The organism is Microtetraspora malaysiensis (assembly GCF_001528665.1).
Lineage (GTDB): Bacteria > Actinomycetota > Actinomycetes > Streptosporangiales > Streptosporangiaceae > Microtetraspora_A > Microtetraspora_A malaysiensis.
Window position 1 is genome coordinate 339644 of the sequence record NZ_BBYJ01000007.1, and the last position, 16886, is coordinate 356529.

17 protein-coding genes are annotated in these 16886 nt (G+C 71.4%); 11 read left to right on the forward strand and 6 right to left on the reverse strand.

Annotation, left to right across the window (positions count from 1 at the left end; translation table 11 throughout):
- Nucleotides 1-138: 138 nt before the first annotated feature.
- Nucleotides 139-537, reverse strand: coding sequence for a coenzyme B12-dependent isobutyryl CoA mutase small subunit (gene icmB / locus AWQ71_RS09335; RefSeq protein ID WP_067129817.1), 399 nt, complete (start codon nucleotides 535-537; stop codon nucleotides 139-141).
- Nucleotides 538-884: 347 nt separating this feature from the next.
- Here icmB and AWQ71_RS09340 point away from each other — a divergent pair, with 347 nt between their 5' ends.
- The gene (locus AWQ71_RS09340; RefSeq protein WP_157570256.1) at nucleotides 885-1766 is read left to right on the forward strand and encodes an SCO4651 family lipoprotein; all 882 of its coding nucleotides are present in this window, start codon (nucleotides 885-887) and stop codon (nucleotides 1764-1766) included.
- Nucleotides 1767-1921: 155 nt separating this feature from the next.
- On the opposite strand, the gene pcrA is transcribed toward AWQ71_RS09340, so the two are convergent.
- A complete protein-coding gene (gene pcrA / locus AWQ71_RS09345) occupies nucleotides 1922-4180 on the reverse strand; it encodes a DNA helicase PcrA (protein ID WP_500778563.1) in 2259 nt (752 codons plus the stop codon).
- Between the two features lie 177 nt (nucleotides 4181-4357).
- Between pcrA and AWQ71_RS09350 the strand changes: the two genes are divergently transcribed.
- The 3 genes from AWQ71_RS09350 to AWQ71_RS09360 all read left to right on the forward strand — a co-directional run bounded on the left by AWQ71_RS09350 (nucleotide 4358) and on the right by AWQ71_RS09360 (nucleotide 6997).
- Nucleotides 4358-4852 carry a hypothetical protein gene (locus tag AWQ71_RS09350; RefSeq protein WP_067129827.1) on the forward strand — a complete coding sequence of 165 codons (495 nt, stop codon included), beginning with the start codon at nucleotides 4358-4360 and terminating at the stop codon, nucleotides 4850-4852.
- Between the two features lie 260 nt (nucleotides 4853-5112).
- Nucleotides 5113-6225, forward strand: a complete 1113-nt coding sequence (locus tag AWQ71_RS09355) for a sensor histidine kinase (protein WP_067129830.1) — start codon at nucleotides 5113-5115, stop codon at nucleotides 6223-6225.
- Nucleotides 6226-6307: 82 nt separating this feature from the next.
- The gene (locus AWQ71_RS09360) at nucleotides 6308-6997 is read left to right on the forward strand and encodes a response regulator transcription factor (RefSeq protein ID WP_067129833.1); all 690 of its coding nucleotides are present in this window, start codon (nucleotides 6308-6310) and stop codon (nucleotides 6995-6997) included.
- A 22-nt stretch (nucleotides 6998-7019) separates the two neighbouring features.
- On the opposite strand, the gene AWQ71_RS09365 is transcribed toward AWQ71_RS09360, so the two are convergent.
- The 4 genes from AWQ71_RS09365 to AWQ71_RS09380 form a co-directional block, all read right to left on the reverse strand.
- Nucleotides 7020-7802, reverse strand: coding sequence for a CPBP family glutamic-type intramembrane protease (locus AWQ71_RS09365; protein ID WP_067129836.1), 783 nt, complete (start codon nucleotides 7800-7802; stop codon nucleotides 7020-7022).
- Nucleotides 7803-7883: 81 nt separating this feature from the next.
- A complete protein-coding gene (locus tag AWQ71_RS09370; protein ID WP_067129839.1) occupies nucleotides 7884-9341 on the reverse strand; it encodes a glutamate-cysteine ligase family protein in 1458 nt (485 codons plus the stop codon).
- A gap of 28 nt (nucleotides 9342-9369) precedes the next feature.
- On the reverse strand, nucleotides 9370-10008 hold the full coding sequence (locus AWQ71_RS09375; protein WP_067129841.1) for a response regulator: 639 nt from the start codon (nucleotides 10006-10008) through the stop codon (nucleotides 9370-9372).
- 76 nt (nucleotides 10009-10084) lie between these two features.
- On the reverse strand, nucleotides 10085-11269 hold the full coding sequence (locus tag AWQ71_RS09380; protein ID WP_067129844.1) for an ATP-binding protein: 1185 nt from the start codon (nucleotides 11267-11269) through the stop codon (nucleotides 10085-10087).
- Between the two features lie 134 nt (nucleotides 11270-11403).
- Here AWQ71_RS09380 and AWQ71_RS09385 point away from each other — a divergent pair, with 134 nt between their 5' ends.
- The 7 genes from AWQ71_RS09385 (at nucleotide 11404) to AWQ71_RS09415 (ending at nucleotide 16884) form a co-directional block, all read left to right on the forward strand.
- Entirely contained in the window at nucleotides 11404-13611 is a 2208-nt protein-coding gene (locus tag AWQ71_RS09385; RefSeq protein WP_067129848.1) for a PspC domain-containing protein, read from the forward strand.
- Nucleotides 13601-13807, forward strand: a complete 207-nt coding sequence (locus AWQ71_RS09390) for a hypothetical protein (protein ID WP_067129851.1) — start codon at nucleotides 13601-13603, stop codon at nucleotides 13805-13807. Before AWQ71_RS09385 ends, AWQ71_RS09390 begins: the two co-directional genes overlap by 11 nt.
- 52 nt (nucleotides 13808-13859) lie before the next feature.
- Nucleotides 13860-14438: a CGNR zinc finger domain-containing protein gene (locus AWQ71_RS09395; protein ID WP_067129854.1), complete on the forward strand. Its 579-nt coding sequence runs from the start codon at nucleotides 13860-13862 to the stop codon at nucleotides 14436-14438.
- A 366-nt stretch (nucleotides 14439-14804) separates the two neighbouring features.
- Nucleotides 14805-15248: a VOC family protein gene (locus AWQ71_RS09400; protein WP_067129857.1), complete on the forward strand. Its 444-nt coding sequence runs from the start codon at nucleotides 14805-14807 to the stop codon at nucleotides 15246-15248.
- 55 nt (nucleotides 15249-15303) lie between these two features.
- Nucleotides 15304-16191 (forward strand): pyridoxamine 5'-phosphate oxidase family protein, encoded by an 888-nt coding sequence (locus AWQ71_RS09405; RefSeq protein WP_067129860.1) that lies wholly within the window; start codon nucleotides 15304-15306, stop codon nucleotides 16189-16191.
- Nucleotides 16191-16379, forward strand: a complete 189-nt coding sequence (locus tag AWQ71_RS09410) for a ferredoxin (RefSeq protein ID WP_067129863.1) — start codon at nucleotides 16191-16193, stop codon at nucleotides 16377-16379. The genes AWQ71_RS09405 and AWQ71_RS09410 overlap by 1 nt, the downstream gene beginning before the upstream one ends.
- Before the next feature lie 52 nt (nucleotides 16380-16431).
- Nucleotides 16432-16884: a nuclear transport factor 2 family protein gene (locus AWQ71_RS09415; RefSeq protein WP_067129865.1), complete on the forward strand. Its 453-nt coding sequence runs from the start codon at nucleotides 16432-16434 to the stop codon at nucleotides 16882-16884.
- Nucleotides 16885-16886 lie beyond the last annotated feature (2 nt).

Here is a 16886-nt window from a genome sequence, read left to right on the forward strand (position 1 = left end):
TGTCGAGGGCCAGGCGGGGTGACCTGCCTGGCATTTCCGCGCATGAAGCCTAGCCCCAGCGAGGAGGTGAAGGCGTCATGGGGTACCGGTAAGTCCTTGCCAAGGACTGACGGATAGGGCAAAGTTACGCAAAAGATCCTAAATCCCTGTCGGGATGGCGGACCGTACCCAGCCGACGATCTCCTCTGTCGTCGCGCCCGGCGTGAAGATGGCGGCCACCCCCATTTCCCGGAGTTCGGGGATGTCGCCCTCGGGGATGATCCCCCCACCGAAAACCACGATGTCCTCGGCGTCCTGCTCCTTGAGGACCTCCAGCAGGCGGGCGAAGAGGGTCATGTGCGCGCCCGACAGGATCGACAGCCCGATCGCCGCGGCGTCCTCCTGGATCGCAGCCCGCACGATCTGCTCGGGGGTCTGGTGCAGGCCGGTGTAGACGACCTCCATGCCCGCGTCGCGCAGCGCCCGCGCCACCACCTTGATCCCGCGGTCGTGCCCGTCCAGTCCCGGCTTGGCAAGAACGATCCGAATTGCCCCCATCGCGACCTCCTCGCAACACGACCGCTTTCACATCCTCGCCGACTCGCGCCTGGCCGTCCACGCACGGAAGCGCCGGTCCACGGGGCCGCAACGGGGCCTGACGGCGTACGCGGACCGGGGGCGGGCCGTCACCCCGCCGCCGCCGCCACGGACGGGACGACGGGACGACGGGACGGCGCAGCGAGGAACGATCCACGACGCTCCCGGAAACCATTGCGGAAATCCACAGGAAATGTCGATTTTCGTGACTTTCCTGTGATCACCGCGCGGCAGGATGCAGCATGATCACCTAATCTTGATCACCTTCTCCGCGTCAGGGGAAGGCATCCAACAGGAGGACCCCCCTTATGAGGCGAATTATCGCCACTGTTGCCTGCGCGGGAACCGCGGCGCTGGTGGCCCCCGTGATCGCCGCCCCCGCGTACGCGCAGACGCCGCGTGCCGCGGACCCGGTCTCGGCCCTCGTGAAGCAGGTCAAGCCCAAGCAGGGTGTTCAGGTGACCTCCGCCGCGAAGGTCACCATGGAGGGCATGACCGCCTTCAAGTTCCGCTCCGAAGGCCAGCTTCAGTTCGGCAGGTCGGGCGTCGCCGCCTCCGACATGACGTCCAAGTCCGACTTCGGCGGTCTGTTCGGCAAGGACGACACCCTCGACGGGATGAAGAACCCGCTCCGTACGATCATCATCAACGGGACCTCCTACCTGTCCGGCGGCGTCTACGACGACCTGCTCCCCGACGGCAAGAGCTGGCTGCGCATGCCGGGCGGCAACGCGGCCAACCTCGACGGAAACCTCGGCATCAACACGTTCGACCCGGGCATCCTCAAGGCCGTGCTCGCGACCGCCAAGGGCAAGAACAACGGCGGCACGCTGGACGGCGTCCGCACCACGCGCTACCGCGGGTCGATCACGCTCCGCCAGCTCTACGCGGCGTCCCCGGCGACGAGGAAGCACCTCAAGGGCCTGAAGCCGGCCGACGCCAAGACCGTGATCAACTGGAACCTCTGGATCGGCGCCGACCAGCTCGTCCGCCGGCTGACGACCGCGACGACCATGTCGTACAAGGTCAAGAAGTCCAACTTCGAGGTGTCCATGACGGGCGACACCAAGTTCACCAAGTGGGGATCGAAGGTCTCCATCACCGCTCCCCCGGCCAGTGAAGTCGCCTCCGTGGGCGACATCGCCGGCGACGTCCCCGAGGTACCGGACGTCATCAACCTGGGCGACTGAGCGGCACGTTGTCCGGGCGCCGTGTCCGGGTCACGGTGTCCGGTCATCCCGCCGGGTCCGGCCGAAAGGCTCGTGACCCGGCGGGCCCCCTCACCCGGCGGGCCTTCCGTTCGGCTGGACGCGCTCGACCGGCCGCCTTCGCCGCGGCCCCGTGGTCAGAGCTTCTCGACCTTGGCGTAGGCCAGCATCAGGGTCTTCTCACCGTCGGAACCGAAGTCGATCTTCACGCGGGTCTTCTCCGCCTGGCCCTCCACCGCGACGACCGTGCCGAGACCGAAGCTGTCGTGGGTGACCCGGTCACCCGGGGTCAGGCTCGGGATCGGCCGGCCGGTCTTCTTGGGCGCGGACGCCGTACGGCTCTCGCGTGAGGTGGCCGCCCCCCACGCGGTCTTCGCCGGGTCGCCGCGCCACTCGACGAGCTCGTTCGGCACCTCGGACAGGAACCGCGACGCCGGGTTGAACGACGGCGCCCCCCACGCCGAACGCACCGCCGCGCGGGACAGGTAGAGCCGCCGCTGGGCGCGGGTGATGCCGACGTAGGCGAGGCGGCGCTCCTCCTCCAGCTCCTTGGGGTCGCCCATGGAACGCATGTGCGGGAAGACGCCGTCCTCCATCGCGGTGAGGAACACCACGGGGAACTCCAGCCCCTTCGCGGTGTGCAGGGTCATCAGGGTGACGACACCGCCGTGGTCCTCGCCCTCGGGGATCTGGTCGGCGTCGGCCACCAGCGAGACCTGCTCAAGGAAGTCGACCAGCGTGCCCTCGGGGTTGCCCTCCTCGAACTCCGCGGCCACCGCGATCAGCTCGTTGAGGTTCTCCAGGCGGCTCTCGTCCTGCGGGTCGCCCGACGTCTCCAGTTCGGTGCGGTAGCCGGTGGCGGCCAGCACCTCCTCGGCGAGATCGGACAGCGGCAGCTCCTTGGCCCGCAGATCGTCGAGCAGGGCGGTGAACTCCCTGATCGCGTTCAGCGAGCGGGTGGCCAGGCCGGGGGCCTCGTCGGCCCGGCGCAGGCCCTCCCAGAAGCTGATCCGCTCGCGGCTCGCGAACGCCTCGATCATCGCCTCGGCCCGGTCGCCGATGCCCCGCTTGGGCACGTTCAGCACGCGGCGCAGGGAGACCGTGTCGTACGGGTTGGCCAGGACCCGCAGGTAGGCGAGCAGGTCCTTGACCTCCTTGCGCTCGTAGAAGCGCACCCCGCCCACCACCTTGTACGGCAGGCCGGTCCGGATGAAGACCTCCTCGAAGACACGCGAGGCGGCGTTGGTGCGGTAGAACACGGCCACCTGGCCGGGGGTGGCCCCCTCCTCGTCACAGAGCCGGTCGACCTCCTGCGCGACGAACGTGGCCTCGTCGTGCTCGGTGTCCGCGACGTACCCGATGATCTTGGGACCGGCCCCCTGGTCGGACCAGAGGTTCTTGGGCTTGCGGCTCTCGTTGCGGGCGATGACCGCGTTGGCGGCGTTGAGGATGGTCTGGGTGGAGCGGTAGTTCTGCTCCAGCAGGATCGTCTTCGCGTCCGGGTAGTCGCGCTCGAACTCCAGGATGTTGCGGATCGACGCGCCGCGGAAGGCGTAGATCGACTGGTCGGCGTCGCCCACCACGACCAGCTCGGCGGGCTCGACCCGCTCGTCGCCCGCCTCGTCCGGGCGGACGAGGTCACCGTCGGCCGTCCGGAGCGCGGGCCGCCCCACCAGCTCGCGAACCAGCACGTACTGCGCGTGGTTGGTGTCCTGGTACTCGTCGACCATCACGTGCCGGAACCGGCGGCGGTAGTGCTCGGCGACCTCGGGGAAGAGCTGGAACAGCGCGACCGTGAGCATGATCAGGTCGTCGAAGTCCATCGCGCCGGCCTCGGTGAGCCGCGTCTGGTAGGTGCGGTACGCCTCGGCGAGCGTGCGCTCCAGATGCGTCTGCGCGTTCGCCGCCGCCGTCTCGTAGTCGATCAGCTCGTTCTTGAAGTTGCTGACCTGGGCGGAGAACGTCTTGGGCGGGTAGCGCTTGGGATCGAGGTCGAGCTCGCGGCAGACCAACGCCATGAGCCGCTGCGCGTCGGCCTGGTCGTAGATCGAGAAGTTGCTGGTGAAGCCGAGCCGCTTCGCCTCGCGCCGCAGGATGCGCACGCACGCGCTGTGGAAGGTCATCACCCACATGGCCTTGGACCGGGGACCGATGAGACGGTCGACCCGCTCCTTCATCTCCTTGGCGGCCTTGTTGGTGAAGGTGATCGCCAGGATCTCGCCCGGCTGGACGCTCCGCTCCGACAGCAGGTACGCGATGCGATGGGTGAGCACGCGCGTCTTTCCCGAGCCGGCCCCGGCGACGATGAGCAGGGGACCGCCCTGATGGAGCACGGCCTCACGCTGATGCGGGTTGAGACCGTCAAGCAAAGGATGGGTGATGGCTCGGGTGGACACGTCCCTAGCGTATGGCCGCCCACCGACATCCAGCACCCGGATCGGCCACTGGACGGGCCCGCCTCCCCGTACCCGCCGCACCGACCTGCGCGCCTCGTCTCCACCTGTGGGTGGAGATCGGTTTCTCCACCCGCGCGCCGATCCGCGACGGGGTGGCCGGTTTCTACGGTGTCGTGCATGGAATCCACGCAGATCGCCGCGCTGAGTGTCGCCGTCGTGCTGTTCGTCGTCTACCGCCAGATGATGACGCGCCGTACCGAGAGGCGAGGCCTCTTCGTCTTCGCCGGGGTGATGATGCTGGTCGGGCTCGCGGGCGGCGGCGTCGTGGACATCCGGCATCCGGCTCTCGGCGTGCTGATGCTGATCGTGGAACTGGCCGTCGCCGTGGGCTTCGGCTTCCTGCGCGCCGCGACCGTACGCGTGTGGCGGGACGAGGCGGGGGTGACCTGGTCCAGGGGCACCTGTTGGACCGCCGCGGCCTGGCTGGCCTCGCTCGCGTCGCGGGTCGCGCTCTTGGGCGCCGGGTACGCCCTGGGGCTCTCCCCCGCGCCCACGTCCGTGCTGCTCTTCGTCGGCCTGACCATCGCCGTCCAGTCCGTCGTGGTGACCCTGCGGGCCCGGACTCTGCCCCGCGTCCCCGCACGACCGGCGAGCAGCCCCCTGACGTCGTGAGGGCCACCACAGTGAAAAGGCCAACGGTGGGTCCGCGAGGGGCGCGGCGGTGTCTGGACTGAGGAACGAGCGGGCCCGCGCGAGCACCATCAATCTCTACGGCACCCAACCACCACGCTCGGGGCGCGGCGGTGTCTGGACTGAGGAACGAGTGGGGAGCGAGGGACGAGCGACCCCGAGTGACGAGGGAAGACATCGACTGAAGGCGCCCCGAGCCCGCGCGAGCGGAGCGAGCGCAATAGACACAGTAACGTCATGGCGTGACGACGCCCGGCAAGACGACACGTGCCCGCGCCGTCCTGCGGGTGGGGCTGATCGTGCTGTTCGTGATCGCGCAGGCCGCGTCCCGGCCCGGCTTCGGCCTGTCGGGCCTCGGGCTCGCGGTCGCGGGCCTCACGCTCGCCGTCGCCGTCACCGTGGCCGCCGGGGTCCTGCCGGCCGATCGAGAAGGGACGCCCCGGAGGGTGGTCCTCGGAATCCCCGTCAAGGTCCTGTCACTCTGCCTCGCCGCCGTGGCGTCGGTCGTCCTGATCGAGGCGGCGGATGCGAGCAGCCCGGCCATCGCCGCCCTGCTATTCGTCGTCGGGGCCGCCGCCGTCCGCCACCCGCCGCGGCACTCGGTGCCGGTGGCCGTCGTCGCGCTGGTGGGGCTGCTCGCCGGCGGCGCGGCGAGCGGTGACATGGCACAGGATCTGAGCCTGTGCCTGAGCGTCTGCTCGGCGTACCTCATCATGCACACGATCGCGCTGCGCCGGGCCACCAGGAAGGCCGAGGCGCGCGAGGCGGTGCTGGCCGAGCGTGCCCGCATCGCGCGCGAGATCCACGACATCCTGGCCCATTCGCTGTCGGCCCAGATCGTGCATCTGGAGGGCGCCCGGCTGCTGCTGCGCGCCGACCGGGCCGGCGAGGCTCTGGAACGCGTGGACCGCGCCAGGGAGCTGGCCAAGAACGGCCTCGAAGAGGCGCGCAGGGCCGTCGCCGCCCTGCGGGAGGATCTGCCGCCGCTGCCCGTCGCGCTGCGCGCCCTGGCCGGCGAGTTCGGTACGGCGACGGGCCGCGAGTGCGCGGTCGAGGTGTCCGGGCCGGAGCGGCGGCTGCCTCCGGAGACCGAGCTCGCGATCGTTCGCACCGCCCAGGAGGCGATCACGAACGTGCGCCGCCACGCGCCCGGCTCGCCGGCGCTCGTCCGGCTCGGGTTCCGGGACGGCGCCTGCGAGCTGGAGGTGGTGAACCCCGCCTCCGAGGTCTCCGGCACGCCTGGGGGAGGATACGGGCTCGTGGGGATGCGCGAGCGGGCCGAGCTTCTCGGCGGGACGCTGGAGGCGGGCGAGTCGGACGGCGGTTTCCGGGTGCGGCTGCGGGTGCCGGCGTGACCGCCCGCCTGCCCCTTCACCTGGCTGCGCGAGCGGGCGCGTTCTCGGTCGTCGCCCCGCGTACGGCGAAGGAGGGCGGCGCGTGACGGCGCGTGTTCTGGTGGCGGACGACCAGTCGGTGGTCCGCGAGGGGCTGGTGCTGCTGCTCGGCCTGCTGCCCGGGATCGAGGTCGTCGGGTCGGCGGGTGACGGCGAGGCCGCGCTGCGGCTGGTCGCCGCCGAACGCCCTGACGTGGTGCTCATGGACCTGCGGATGCCCCGCATGGACGGCGTCGAGGCCACCCGGCGGATCCGCGCCGAGTTCCCGGGCACCCAGGTCGTCGTCCTGACCACGTACGCGGACGACGAGTCGGTCTTCGCCGCGCTCCGGGCCGGCGCGCGCGGTTTCCTCACCAAAAGCGCCGACGCCGACGAGATCGCCCGGGCCGTGGAGGCGGTCATGAACGGCGACGCGCAGCTCGATCCGGGCGTGCAGCGCCGGCTGATCAGCACGGTGACGGCCCTTCGGGTCCCTCCCGACGCCTCCGCGCCCGCCGCCGCGCGTACTGCGGGTGGCCGGGGAGCGGCGCCCGCCGGGCTGACGCCGCGCGAGCTGGAGGTGCTGCGGCTCATCGCGCGCGGTCTGTCGAACGCGGAGATCGCGGCCGCGCTGTACGTCAGCGAGGCGACGGTGAAGACCCACATCAACAACCTCTTCGCGAAGACCGGCCTGCGGGACCGGGCGCAGGCGGTCGCCTACGCGTACCGGAACGGGCTCGCCGACCCGTCCTGACGCACCCGTGGGATGGGCCCGGCTACCTCCGGTCGCGGTCGAGGCGGCGGGCCAGGCGCGCCGCGACGTAGCCGAGGGAGTTGGTCCCCAGATGGGTCAGGGCCGGGGCGAGCAGGCCACCCCGGCGGCGCAGCTCCCCGAAGAGCAGACCGGCCACCGTGGTGGACGCCACGGTGGCCGCGACCAGACGGACGGCGGTCGCCGCCGGGGAGCCACCCGCCGGGGAGCCACCCGCCGGGGAGCCGGACGTCGGATGGCCGGGGGCCGCCGCGGAGGAGCCGGACGCCAGGTGGCCGAGCGCCGGGTTGGCCCGCGCCATGTCGATCGCCGGGAGGACGTGCCACAGCCCGAAGGACGCCGCCGCCGCGACGCCGGCCGTCCCCGCCGGGAGGGACCGGCCGAGCAGCGCGGGCAGGACGCCCCGGAAGGCGACCTCCTCCAGCAGGACCGTGCCGATCGGCACCTGGACCAGCGCCTCCTCCAGGAGCCGGGCGCGGGACAGCGCGAGCGCGCGCTCGTCGAGGAAGAGCGGGCGGGTCCGAGGGAGGACGACCCCGGCGGCGTACGCGGCGGCCACCCCGGCCGCGAGCGCCCCGCCGAGACGCGTCCCGCGGCCCGCGCCCGAGAAGCCCAGCTCCGCCCAGGTCAGGCCGTCGCGGCGGGCGATCGCGAGCAGGACGGCGGTGGCGGCCGCCGAGGTCACAGGCGCCCAGCGCCGCGCGATCCGGTTGTTCGACACGTTCGCCAGCGCCAGCACGCCGAGCGCCGCGGCCACCGGGCCGACGCGCGACCTCCCACGCCCCATCGGGGACTCCACCGCCCTCCCGAACGCGTCCCGGCGCCCCCCGGCGAGCCGTCCGGGAGACGGCCCCACTCTCTCAGCCGGTCAGTCCCACAGGTGGACCGGCTCGTTGGTGTGCATGTACTCGATGTAGCGCAGGGTCATCCGGCGCAGCGCCTCGTGGTCGCCGCCGAGCGCCCGCGCGGTGTCCACCTGCCAGGTCGCGCCGTTGCGCGCGGTCAGGCAGCGCTGCTCGATGATCCCGAGCAGCCGGTCCCGATACGGCGCGCCGACGCCCGAGAGTTCGAGCCCCTGGTCGGCGAGCGGCAGCAGGCGACGGCAGACGAGCTCGACGGCGGGCACCTCGCCGAGGTCCGGCCAGTACAGGTGGGCGTCGAGGCCGTACCTGGCGGCGTTGAGCAGGTTCTCCTCGGCGACGGCGAAGGACATCCGGGTCCACACGGGCCGCTCGGCCGCGGCCAGCATCCGCAGCAGACCGTAGTAGAAGGCGGCGTTGGCCGTGATGTCCGCGACCGAGGGCCCGGCGGGCAGCACCCGGTTCTCCACCCGCAGGTGCGGCATGCCGTCCACTACGGCGTAGACGGGGCGGTTCCAGCGGTAGATCGTGCCGTTGTGCAGGGTCAGCTCGCCCATCTCGGGTATGCCGCCGCTCTCCAGCACCTCGCGCGGGTCCTCCTGGTCGCAGATCGGCAGCAGCGCTGGAAAGTATCGGACGTTCTCCTCGAAAAGGTCGAAGGCCGAGGTGATCCAGCGCTCGCCGAACCACACCCGCGGCCGCACGCCCTGGGCCTTCAGCTCCTCGGACCTGGTGTCCGTCGACTGCTCGAACAGCCTGATCCGCGTCTCGCGCCACAGCTCCTTGCCGAAGAGGAACGGCGAGTTGGCCGCGATGGCGACCTGCGGCCCGGCGATGGCCTGCGCCGCGTTCCAGTGCGCCGCGAACTCGGACGGGCCCACCTCCAGGTGGAACTGCAGGCTGGTGCAGGCCGCCTCCGGCGTGACGCTCGCGGCGTACGTGTCGAGCCGCTCGACGCCCTCGATCTCGATGTGCAGGTCCTCACCGCGGGCGGCCAGGATCTGCTCGTTGAGCAGGCGGTAGCGGGCGTTCGTCGACAAAGACGACACTTCGACGTCACTCTCCCGCAGCGTCGGGAGGATGCCGACGAGCACCAGGTGCCCGCCGACGGTCGCCGCCCGCTCCTCCGCCCGGTTGAGCCGGTCGCGAATGCTCTCCTCCAGCCGCAGCGACCCGTCCCGGTAGAGCCCCTGCGGCTGGATATTCATCTCGACGTTGAACCGGCCCAGTTCGGGGCCCCAGTTGGGCTCGGCGATGGCGGCGAGGACCTCGTCGCTCTTCATCGTCGGCTCTCCCCGGTCGTCGACCAGGTTGAGCTCGATCTCCAGACCTGCTCGCGGCCGCCGCAGCTCGAACCGCGACTCGTGCAGCATCTGGGCGAAGACGTCGAGCGACCGCCGGATCTTGTCGCGGTACCGGCGACGATCCTCCCCGGTGAACACCATGGCGGGTACGTCACGCCCCATCAGACCAGCGTACGCACCCTCAAGCGGGTCAGACCAGCCTGCGGGCGGTGGCCCAGCGGGACAGCTCGTGCCGGTTGGAGAGCTGGAGCTTGCGCAACACGCTCGACACGTGCGTCTCCACGGTTTTCACCGAGATGAACAGCTCCTTGGCGATCTCCTTGTACGCGTACCCGCGCGCGATCAGCCGGAGCACCTCGCGCTCGCGCTGGGTGAGCGAGTCCAGCTCGGGATCGATGGGCGGGGCCTCGGAGGAGGCGAACGCGTCCAGCACGAACCCGGCGAGGCGCGGCGAGAAGACCGCGTCGCCGTCCGACACCCGGATGATCGCGTCGGTCAGCTCGGCGCCGCTGATCGTCTTGGTGACGTAGCCGCGCGCGCCGCCGCGGATGACGCCGATCACGTCCTCGGCCGCGTCGGACACCGACAGCGCCAGGAACCGCACCTGCGCCCCGGACCCGAGGACCCGCCTGAGGACCTCCTGGCCGCCGCCCCCGGGCATGTGCACGTCGAGCAGCACGACATCCGGCTTCAGCTCGGCGATGGACGCGACCGCGCTCTCGACGTCCTCGGCCTCGCCGAGCACCTGGATGGACGGCCCCAGCTCCGCGCGGACGCCGGACCGGAACAACCGATGGTCGTCGACGATCAGCACGCGTACGGTCTTCATTGCTCTTCACCATTCCTTGCTCGTCCCGCGCGGCCCGGCACCGCGCGGGTTCGTCCGCCGCCTTCGCGACGCCCGATCAGGACTCCCTCTTCATCGTCAGCATGACCTCGGTCCCGTCGCCGGGCTCGGTCCTGACCCGGGCGCTTCCGCCGTTGCGCTCCATCCTGCCGATGATCGACTGCCGGATGCCCATCCGGTCGGCGGGGACGTCGTCCATATCGAACCCCTTGCCCCGGTCCCGGACAAACACGGTGACCTCGTCGGGCTCCACCTCGGCGTACACCGAGATCACCGAGGCGCCGGAATACCGGGCCGCGTTGACCATCGCCTGCCGGGCGGCCTGCAACAGTGCGCCCAGTCTCTCGTCCAGGTCGCAGTCGCCGACGCAGACGATCTCGATCGGGACGCCGTGGGCGTCCTCCTCCTCGGCGGCGACCCGGCGTACGGCCGCGGCCAGCGTGGCGTCGGCGTCCTGCTTGGGCTGATAGAGCCAGTTGCGCAACTCCCGCTCCTGGGAGCGGGCCAGCCGCGTCACCTCGCGGGCGTCGTGCGCGTTGCGCTGGATCAGCGTCAGCGTGTGCAGCACGGAGTCGTGGACGTGCGCGGCGACCTCGGCCCGCTCCTCCTGGCGGATGCGCTCGGTGCGCTCCCGCTGCAGTTCCTTGACCAGGGAGGCGAGCCACGGGGCGGCGATCAGCAGCATGCCGCCCACGACCACGGCGGTGAACACCAGACCGGTCTTGGCCTTGGCCAGTTCGCCGCTCGCGGCGAGGAAGCCGAAGGCACCGACCACGACGAGCAACGCGCCGATGAGGGTCCGGACCCAGCCCGTGTTGACCTGGCGCACCGCTCCGGACATCCAGCGCTGTCGCCGGCTCGGGTCGGCCTGCTGCCAGAGGATCAGCGCGCCGATGCCTCCGGCGGCGATCGGCCACGTGCCGATGCCTCCGTCGAAGGCCCCGGTGATCCAGCCGAACCCGGCGACGGCCACCCAGAGCACGCCGTACGCGGCGAACTGCCCCCAGTCGCGAGCCGGTTCGGGGCCTTTGGCCTCTTCCTTGGGCGTGAACATCCACAGCGCCGCGTAGGCGACGACGCCGAGGCCGTTGACAACGGTGAGCAGCAGGAAACCCAGGCGGAGCACGACAGGATCGAGCCGCAACTGGGCGGCGGCACCCTGCGCGACGCCCGCGACGACACGGCCGGAGGCGGGCCGGACAAGGCGGGGCCCGGCATCGGGAACAGTAGGCGTTTCAGACATCTCGCGAAGCATCGTCACACGATGTGCACCATGGTCGCATCAGGGCGTGCCCTGATACGCCCCCTGAGGGGTCGGGGGCGAGTCAGGGGTTCCCCCGATGGCCGACGCCGGTGGCGAACCGCCACGATGGGACCATGACCGAAGCACCGCCCACCTCCACCGAAGACCCCGCACCCGCTGACGAGCGGGTGCTGCGGCGGTCCGCCGAGGGCCGCATGATCACCGGTGTGTGCGCGGGCCTCGGACGCTACGCCGGCATCGACCCCGTCCTGCTCCGCGTGGGTTTCGCCGTACTCGTCCTCGGATCCGGCATCGGCATCATTCTCTATATAGCCGCCTTCCTGCTGATGAAGGACAGCGCGGGCCGGCCCGGATACGTGGAGCAGTGGACCCGCCGCATCTTCGACACCGAGACCGTGCTGGCGCTGCTCGCCACGGTCTTCGCGTTCGGCCTGATCATCAACGTGGCGTCGGGCGGGATCGACATGGGCACGATCGTCGTCGGCACGCTGCTCGCGATCGCGCTGCTCGCCGCGCACGCGCGCGGCGTCGACCTGCTGCCGCTGGCCAAGTCGCTGCCCGACCGGATCTTCGGCCGCCGCGGCACGACCCCCGCCCATGAGAACGCCTTCCCCTGGCCCGGCGCCCACGCCACCCCGTCCGGCCCGTACGGCATGCCGCCCCAGGCGCCGTACGAGGGCGGCCCGTACCCGCCCGGTCAGTACCCGCCCGGCTCTTACGGCCATGGCTCGTACGCGCCCGGCTCCTACGACCGGCCGCCACACCCGCAGGCACCGTACGCGCAGGCGCCGTACCAGCCGTACGGGCAGGCGCCGCAGGGCCAGGCCGCGTACCGGCAGGAGCCGAACGGGCAGGGGCCGCATGCCGCGGCTGGTACTGCGGCGTTCGCCGGGCCGCCGCAGGCCCCGGGCGCCCCGGTGCCGCCCGTCACGGAGCCGACCTGGGCCGCCGAGCCCGCCGCCGGCGCATCCGTGGGAGGCGCGCCCGACGGCAAGGCGGGCGGAGACGGCGCGCCCGACGCGACCAAGCTCCTGACGTCGCCGGTTCCCCCGGCCGCTTCGCAGGCGGAGCCCCTGAACGCTTCGGACCCGGACTCTTCGAACACGCGCGTGGCGGAGGTGCCGTCGGCCGACTCGGCCGCGCCCGACGCACACCAGGCGGAAGCTCCATCGGTGGCCGCGGCGGCGGCCCAGGCTTCGCCGACCGCCCACCTGACGGACGTCCCAGCGGGGCCGGAGGCGTCGGTCCCGTCCTCGGCTGAGGCGCCCCTGAGCTCCCCGGTCGCGGCGACGCCACCCACGCCTGGTACCCCACCGCCCGCCGGGACCGGTTTCCGGCGGCTGTCCGACCTGGCCAGGGAGGCCGGGCGCGGCCCGTACGACTACGGGGCGAGCGAGCCGTTCGCGCCGCACGGTCCCTACGCGGGATCCGGGCGCACGCCCTACCCGCCCGTCGACCCCCCGTACCTGCGGGACGTGGAAAGAAGCGCCGCCCGGCAACCGGCCCGGCAACCGAAACCGAAATCTTTCATCGGCGGATTGACCATCTGCCTCGCCCTGATCGTTGGAGGGATCATGGTGGCGGTGCAGCAGAGCACCGGTTCTCCCAGCATGCCGGTGATCGGCGGGGCTGTCCTCGCCACGATCGGGACCGGTCTGCTGATCGCGACGTGGTTCGGGCGGGGAGCGGGTCTGGTCGCCGCCGGGGTCATCGTGTCGCTGGCCCTCGTCGCGGGATCGACGCTGGGCGGCATTCCCAAGAACATCGGCTCCTTCTCCTGGCACCCCAGCGAGGTCACCCAGCCCGGCAGGGAGTACGCCGTCGGCGTGGGCGACGGCACGCTCAACCTGACCGATCTCCCGCTGGCCACCGGCTCGCGCGTCCGCTTCGACGCGTCCGTCTCGATCGGGCGGATCACGGTGATCGTGCCGACCACCGCCCGGGTCGAGGTCCACGGGTACGCAAAGGTGGGCGAGGTCATGATCGGCAACAAGGTCGAGGACGGCATGGACGTCCAGTTCAGCCGGGTCCTGGAGCCCGACAAGGCCACCGGCGACGCGCCGACGATCGAGCTGCACGTGAAGGCCGGCATCGGCGATGTGGAGGTTCTCCGGGGCGACGACGCGACGGCGCCCGAGCCTGTCGTGCCCAGCAGGGTCGGCGGCGGGGATCCGCACCGCCCCACCGACCCGCCGACGGCGCCACCGCGCATGCCCAACGGGGTCGACGGCGTGCCGGCGCCCCGCGGCGCCGACGCGCCCGCGATGGCACCGCTTCTGCCCGCGCTGGTCGGCAACGCGGAGGTGCGCGGTGGCGCGTGACCCCGAGCGGCGTCCCGGACGGACCCACCCGACCGACTGGCTCGCCCTCCTGTGCGGCCTGCTGTTCATCGGGGTCGGCGTCCGCTACATGATCACGCCCGCCCCCGACTCGGTCATGATGCTGCTGCTCCTCATCGTCGGCATGGGGTTCTCCGCCTTCGTCGCGATCCTCTCGAAGGTCGCGCGCAAGCGCTGAGCAGCGCGCTCGTCTCACGGAACATCCTGCGATCACCCGTTAGACTGGAACGATGTTGGCCCTGGAGTTCGTCAGCACCGTCCGTGCGAACCGTACCGGCCGGGTGGACGACCTGACCGACACCGACGGCACGACGGCGTGGGTACGAGAGCACGCCGAGCCGCTCGGGATCGACGCGGCCTCCTTCGTCGCCGACGAGGCTCTGCGGGCCGAGGTGGTCGAGCTGCGCCAGGCGGTGCGCGCCCTGTTCGCCCGCGCCGTCTCCCCGGAGCAGCCCAGCAGCGCCGACGCGCACCTCCTGCCCTCGTTCGCGGAGGCGCTCCACCTGGTGAACGCCACGGCGGCGGCGGTGTCGCTCGCGCCCCGGCTCGACTGGCCCGCCGACGGCGCGCCGAACATCGCGATCGTCCCGGCGAAGCCGGCGAGCGTGTCCGCGCGGGTCCGCGCCGCCCTCGCCGCCTCCGCCATCGAGTTGCTCGCCGGTCCCTGCCGCGAGCGGCTGCGGACCTGCCACGCGCCACGCTGCGTGCTCTACTTCCTCAAGGAGCACGTCCGGCAGGAATGGTGCTCCGTCGGCTGCGGCAACCGCGCTCGTGCCGCACGGCACTATCGGCAGCACAAGGCCCAGTGAATCCACCGCACATCGCGCGGCGACGCTCTACCTGAACGCCGCACGCCGCCCCCCGCACGGGACGCACCACCACCAACGCCCTCGCCTGGGTTGCCCTCGCCGAGCACCCCGTGCCGGCGCCCGGCCTGAACACTCCTAGAGGTCGTGTCCGACCCGCGCGCCACGCGCGGGCGCCCTGACGCGCCGCCGGCCTGCTCCCCGGCGGCTCCTCCACGCTTCCCGGTGATCCGCGTCCGAAGAACGACGCCCACAGTTACCGCTCACCGGTTGTGTGATCCATATCACTCATGACATAACGGACCTAGGCCATTAGTTCCGTTATATTTCTAACGGAACAACCCGTTAGAACTGTGAGGAGAAACCCCCATGACCTTCAAGACCGGCCACGTCGGGCTCAACGTCTCCGACCTCGACGCGTCCACGGCGTTCTACGTCAAGGTGTTCGGCTTCGACATCGTGGGCGAGTCCCGCGAGGAGGGGCGCCGCTTCGCCTTCCTCGGGCTCGACGGCACGCTGGTGCTGACCCTCTGGGAGCAGAGCGAGGGCAGGTTCGGCACCGGGACCCCCGGCCTGCACCACCTGTCCTTCGAGGTCCCGGACATCGAGGCGGTGCACCGGGCCGAGGCCGCCATCCGGGAGACCGGCGTCACCGTGTTCCACGACGGCGTCGTGCCGCACGGCGAAGGCGCGTCCTCGGGCGGCGTCTTCTTCGAGGACCCCGACGGCATCCGCCTGGAGATCTACACGACCACCGGCGCCGACGAGCGGCCCGCCCCCACGTCGGGCGCCCCGACCTGCGGTTTCTTCTAAACAACCGGTATCCGGGCAACGGACATCGAACAGCCGTCGGGGAAGGAAGACGAGGATGCGGCACATCGGAGAGGTCGCGGTCCAGCGCCGTGCGGGCGTCCAGGCCGAGAACTGGGGGTCGGCGAACGCGCGGCCGAACATCCCTGAGGTGGCGGCGGGCTTCCTGACCGCCCAGCGCATGCTCGTCATCGGTACGGCCGGCCCCGACGGCCGCGTCTGGGCCGGCCCGCTGACCGGGCCCGCCGGTTTCGCCAGGGCGTCGGGGACGCAAACGATCGTGATCGACGCGCTGCCCGGCTCGCAAGACCCGCTTTCCGGCGTGTTCGACAGCGGGCACGCCATCGGCATGCTCGCCATCGAGCCGAAGACCCGGCGACGGATGCGGATCAACGGCCGGGCCCGGCGAGAGGGGGACGGCCTCCTCCTCACCACCGATCAGGTCTACGCGAACTGCCCCAAGTACCTGCAGACTCGCGAAATCGCCGATGAGCCCGCCGTCTCGACAGCCGCCACGTACCGGACCGCGGCGCTCAGCCCCGAGCACCGGGAGTGGATCGAGAAGGCGGACACGTTCTTCGTCGCCACGCACGTGGACGAGTTCGGCTCGGACGTGTCCCACCGGGGCGGCAACCCCGGCTTCATCCAGGTCGTGGACGAGCGCCGGCTGGTCTGGCCCGACTACGTCGGCAACTCGATGTACATGACGCTCGGCAACCTGCAGCTGAGCCCCGCCGCCGGGCTGCTCTTCCTCGACTGGACCACCGGCGACGCGCTGCACCTGACCGGCCGGGCCCGGGTCGACTGGGACCCGGGCGACGTCCCCGGCGCGCAGCGCCTGGTCGAGTTCGACGTCGACGAGGTGATCCAGGTCGGCGGCGCGAGCCCGCTGCGCTGGACCTTCGGAAATTACTCCCGTTTCAACCCACAGCCAAGGAATCAATGATGCGCGTCTACGTCGACAGGGAACTCTGCCAGACACACGCCCAGTGCGTCTTCGCGGCGCCCGACGTGTTCGAGCTCGACGAGAACGACGAGCTGCACTACGTCGCCGAACCGGACGAGTCGCAGTTCGCGGCCGTCGAGGAGGCCGCCCTGCTCTGCCCGGTGCAGGCGATCTCCTTCCGGGACTGACCAGGGCCGAGAACAGCGCCACGCAGAAAGCCGCGCAGAAAGGACATTCGCCATGAAACCACCGGTTCCTCCCTTCACCGAGGAGACCGCGCGCCAGAAGGTGCAGGCCGCCGAGGACGCCTGGAACACCCGCGATCCGAAGGTCGTCGCCCTCGCGTACACGCCCGACTCGGTCTGGCGCAACCGGGACGAGTTCGTCACGGGCCGCGAGGAGATCGAGCGGTTCCTCACCCGCAAGTGGGAGCGGGAGCTCGACTACGCGCTCCGCAAGGACCTGTGGGCCTTCACCGGTGACCGCATCGCGGTGCGCTTCCAGTACGAGTGCCGCGACGCCGACGGACGGTGGTGGCGCAGTTACGGCAACGAGCTGTGGGAGTTCGACGCCGACGGGCTGATGCGCCGCAGGGAGGCGAGCATCAACGACCTGCGCATCGACGAGGGCGAGCGGCGGATATTCGGCCCGCGGCCCGCCGAAGAGCGGGGCCTATCTTTCCCCCTGGCCTGACT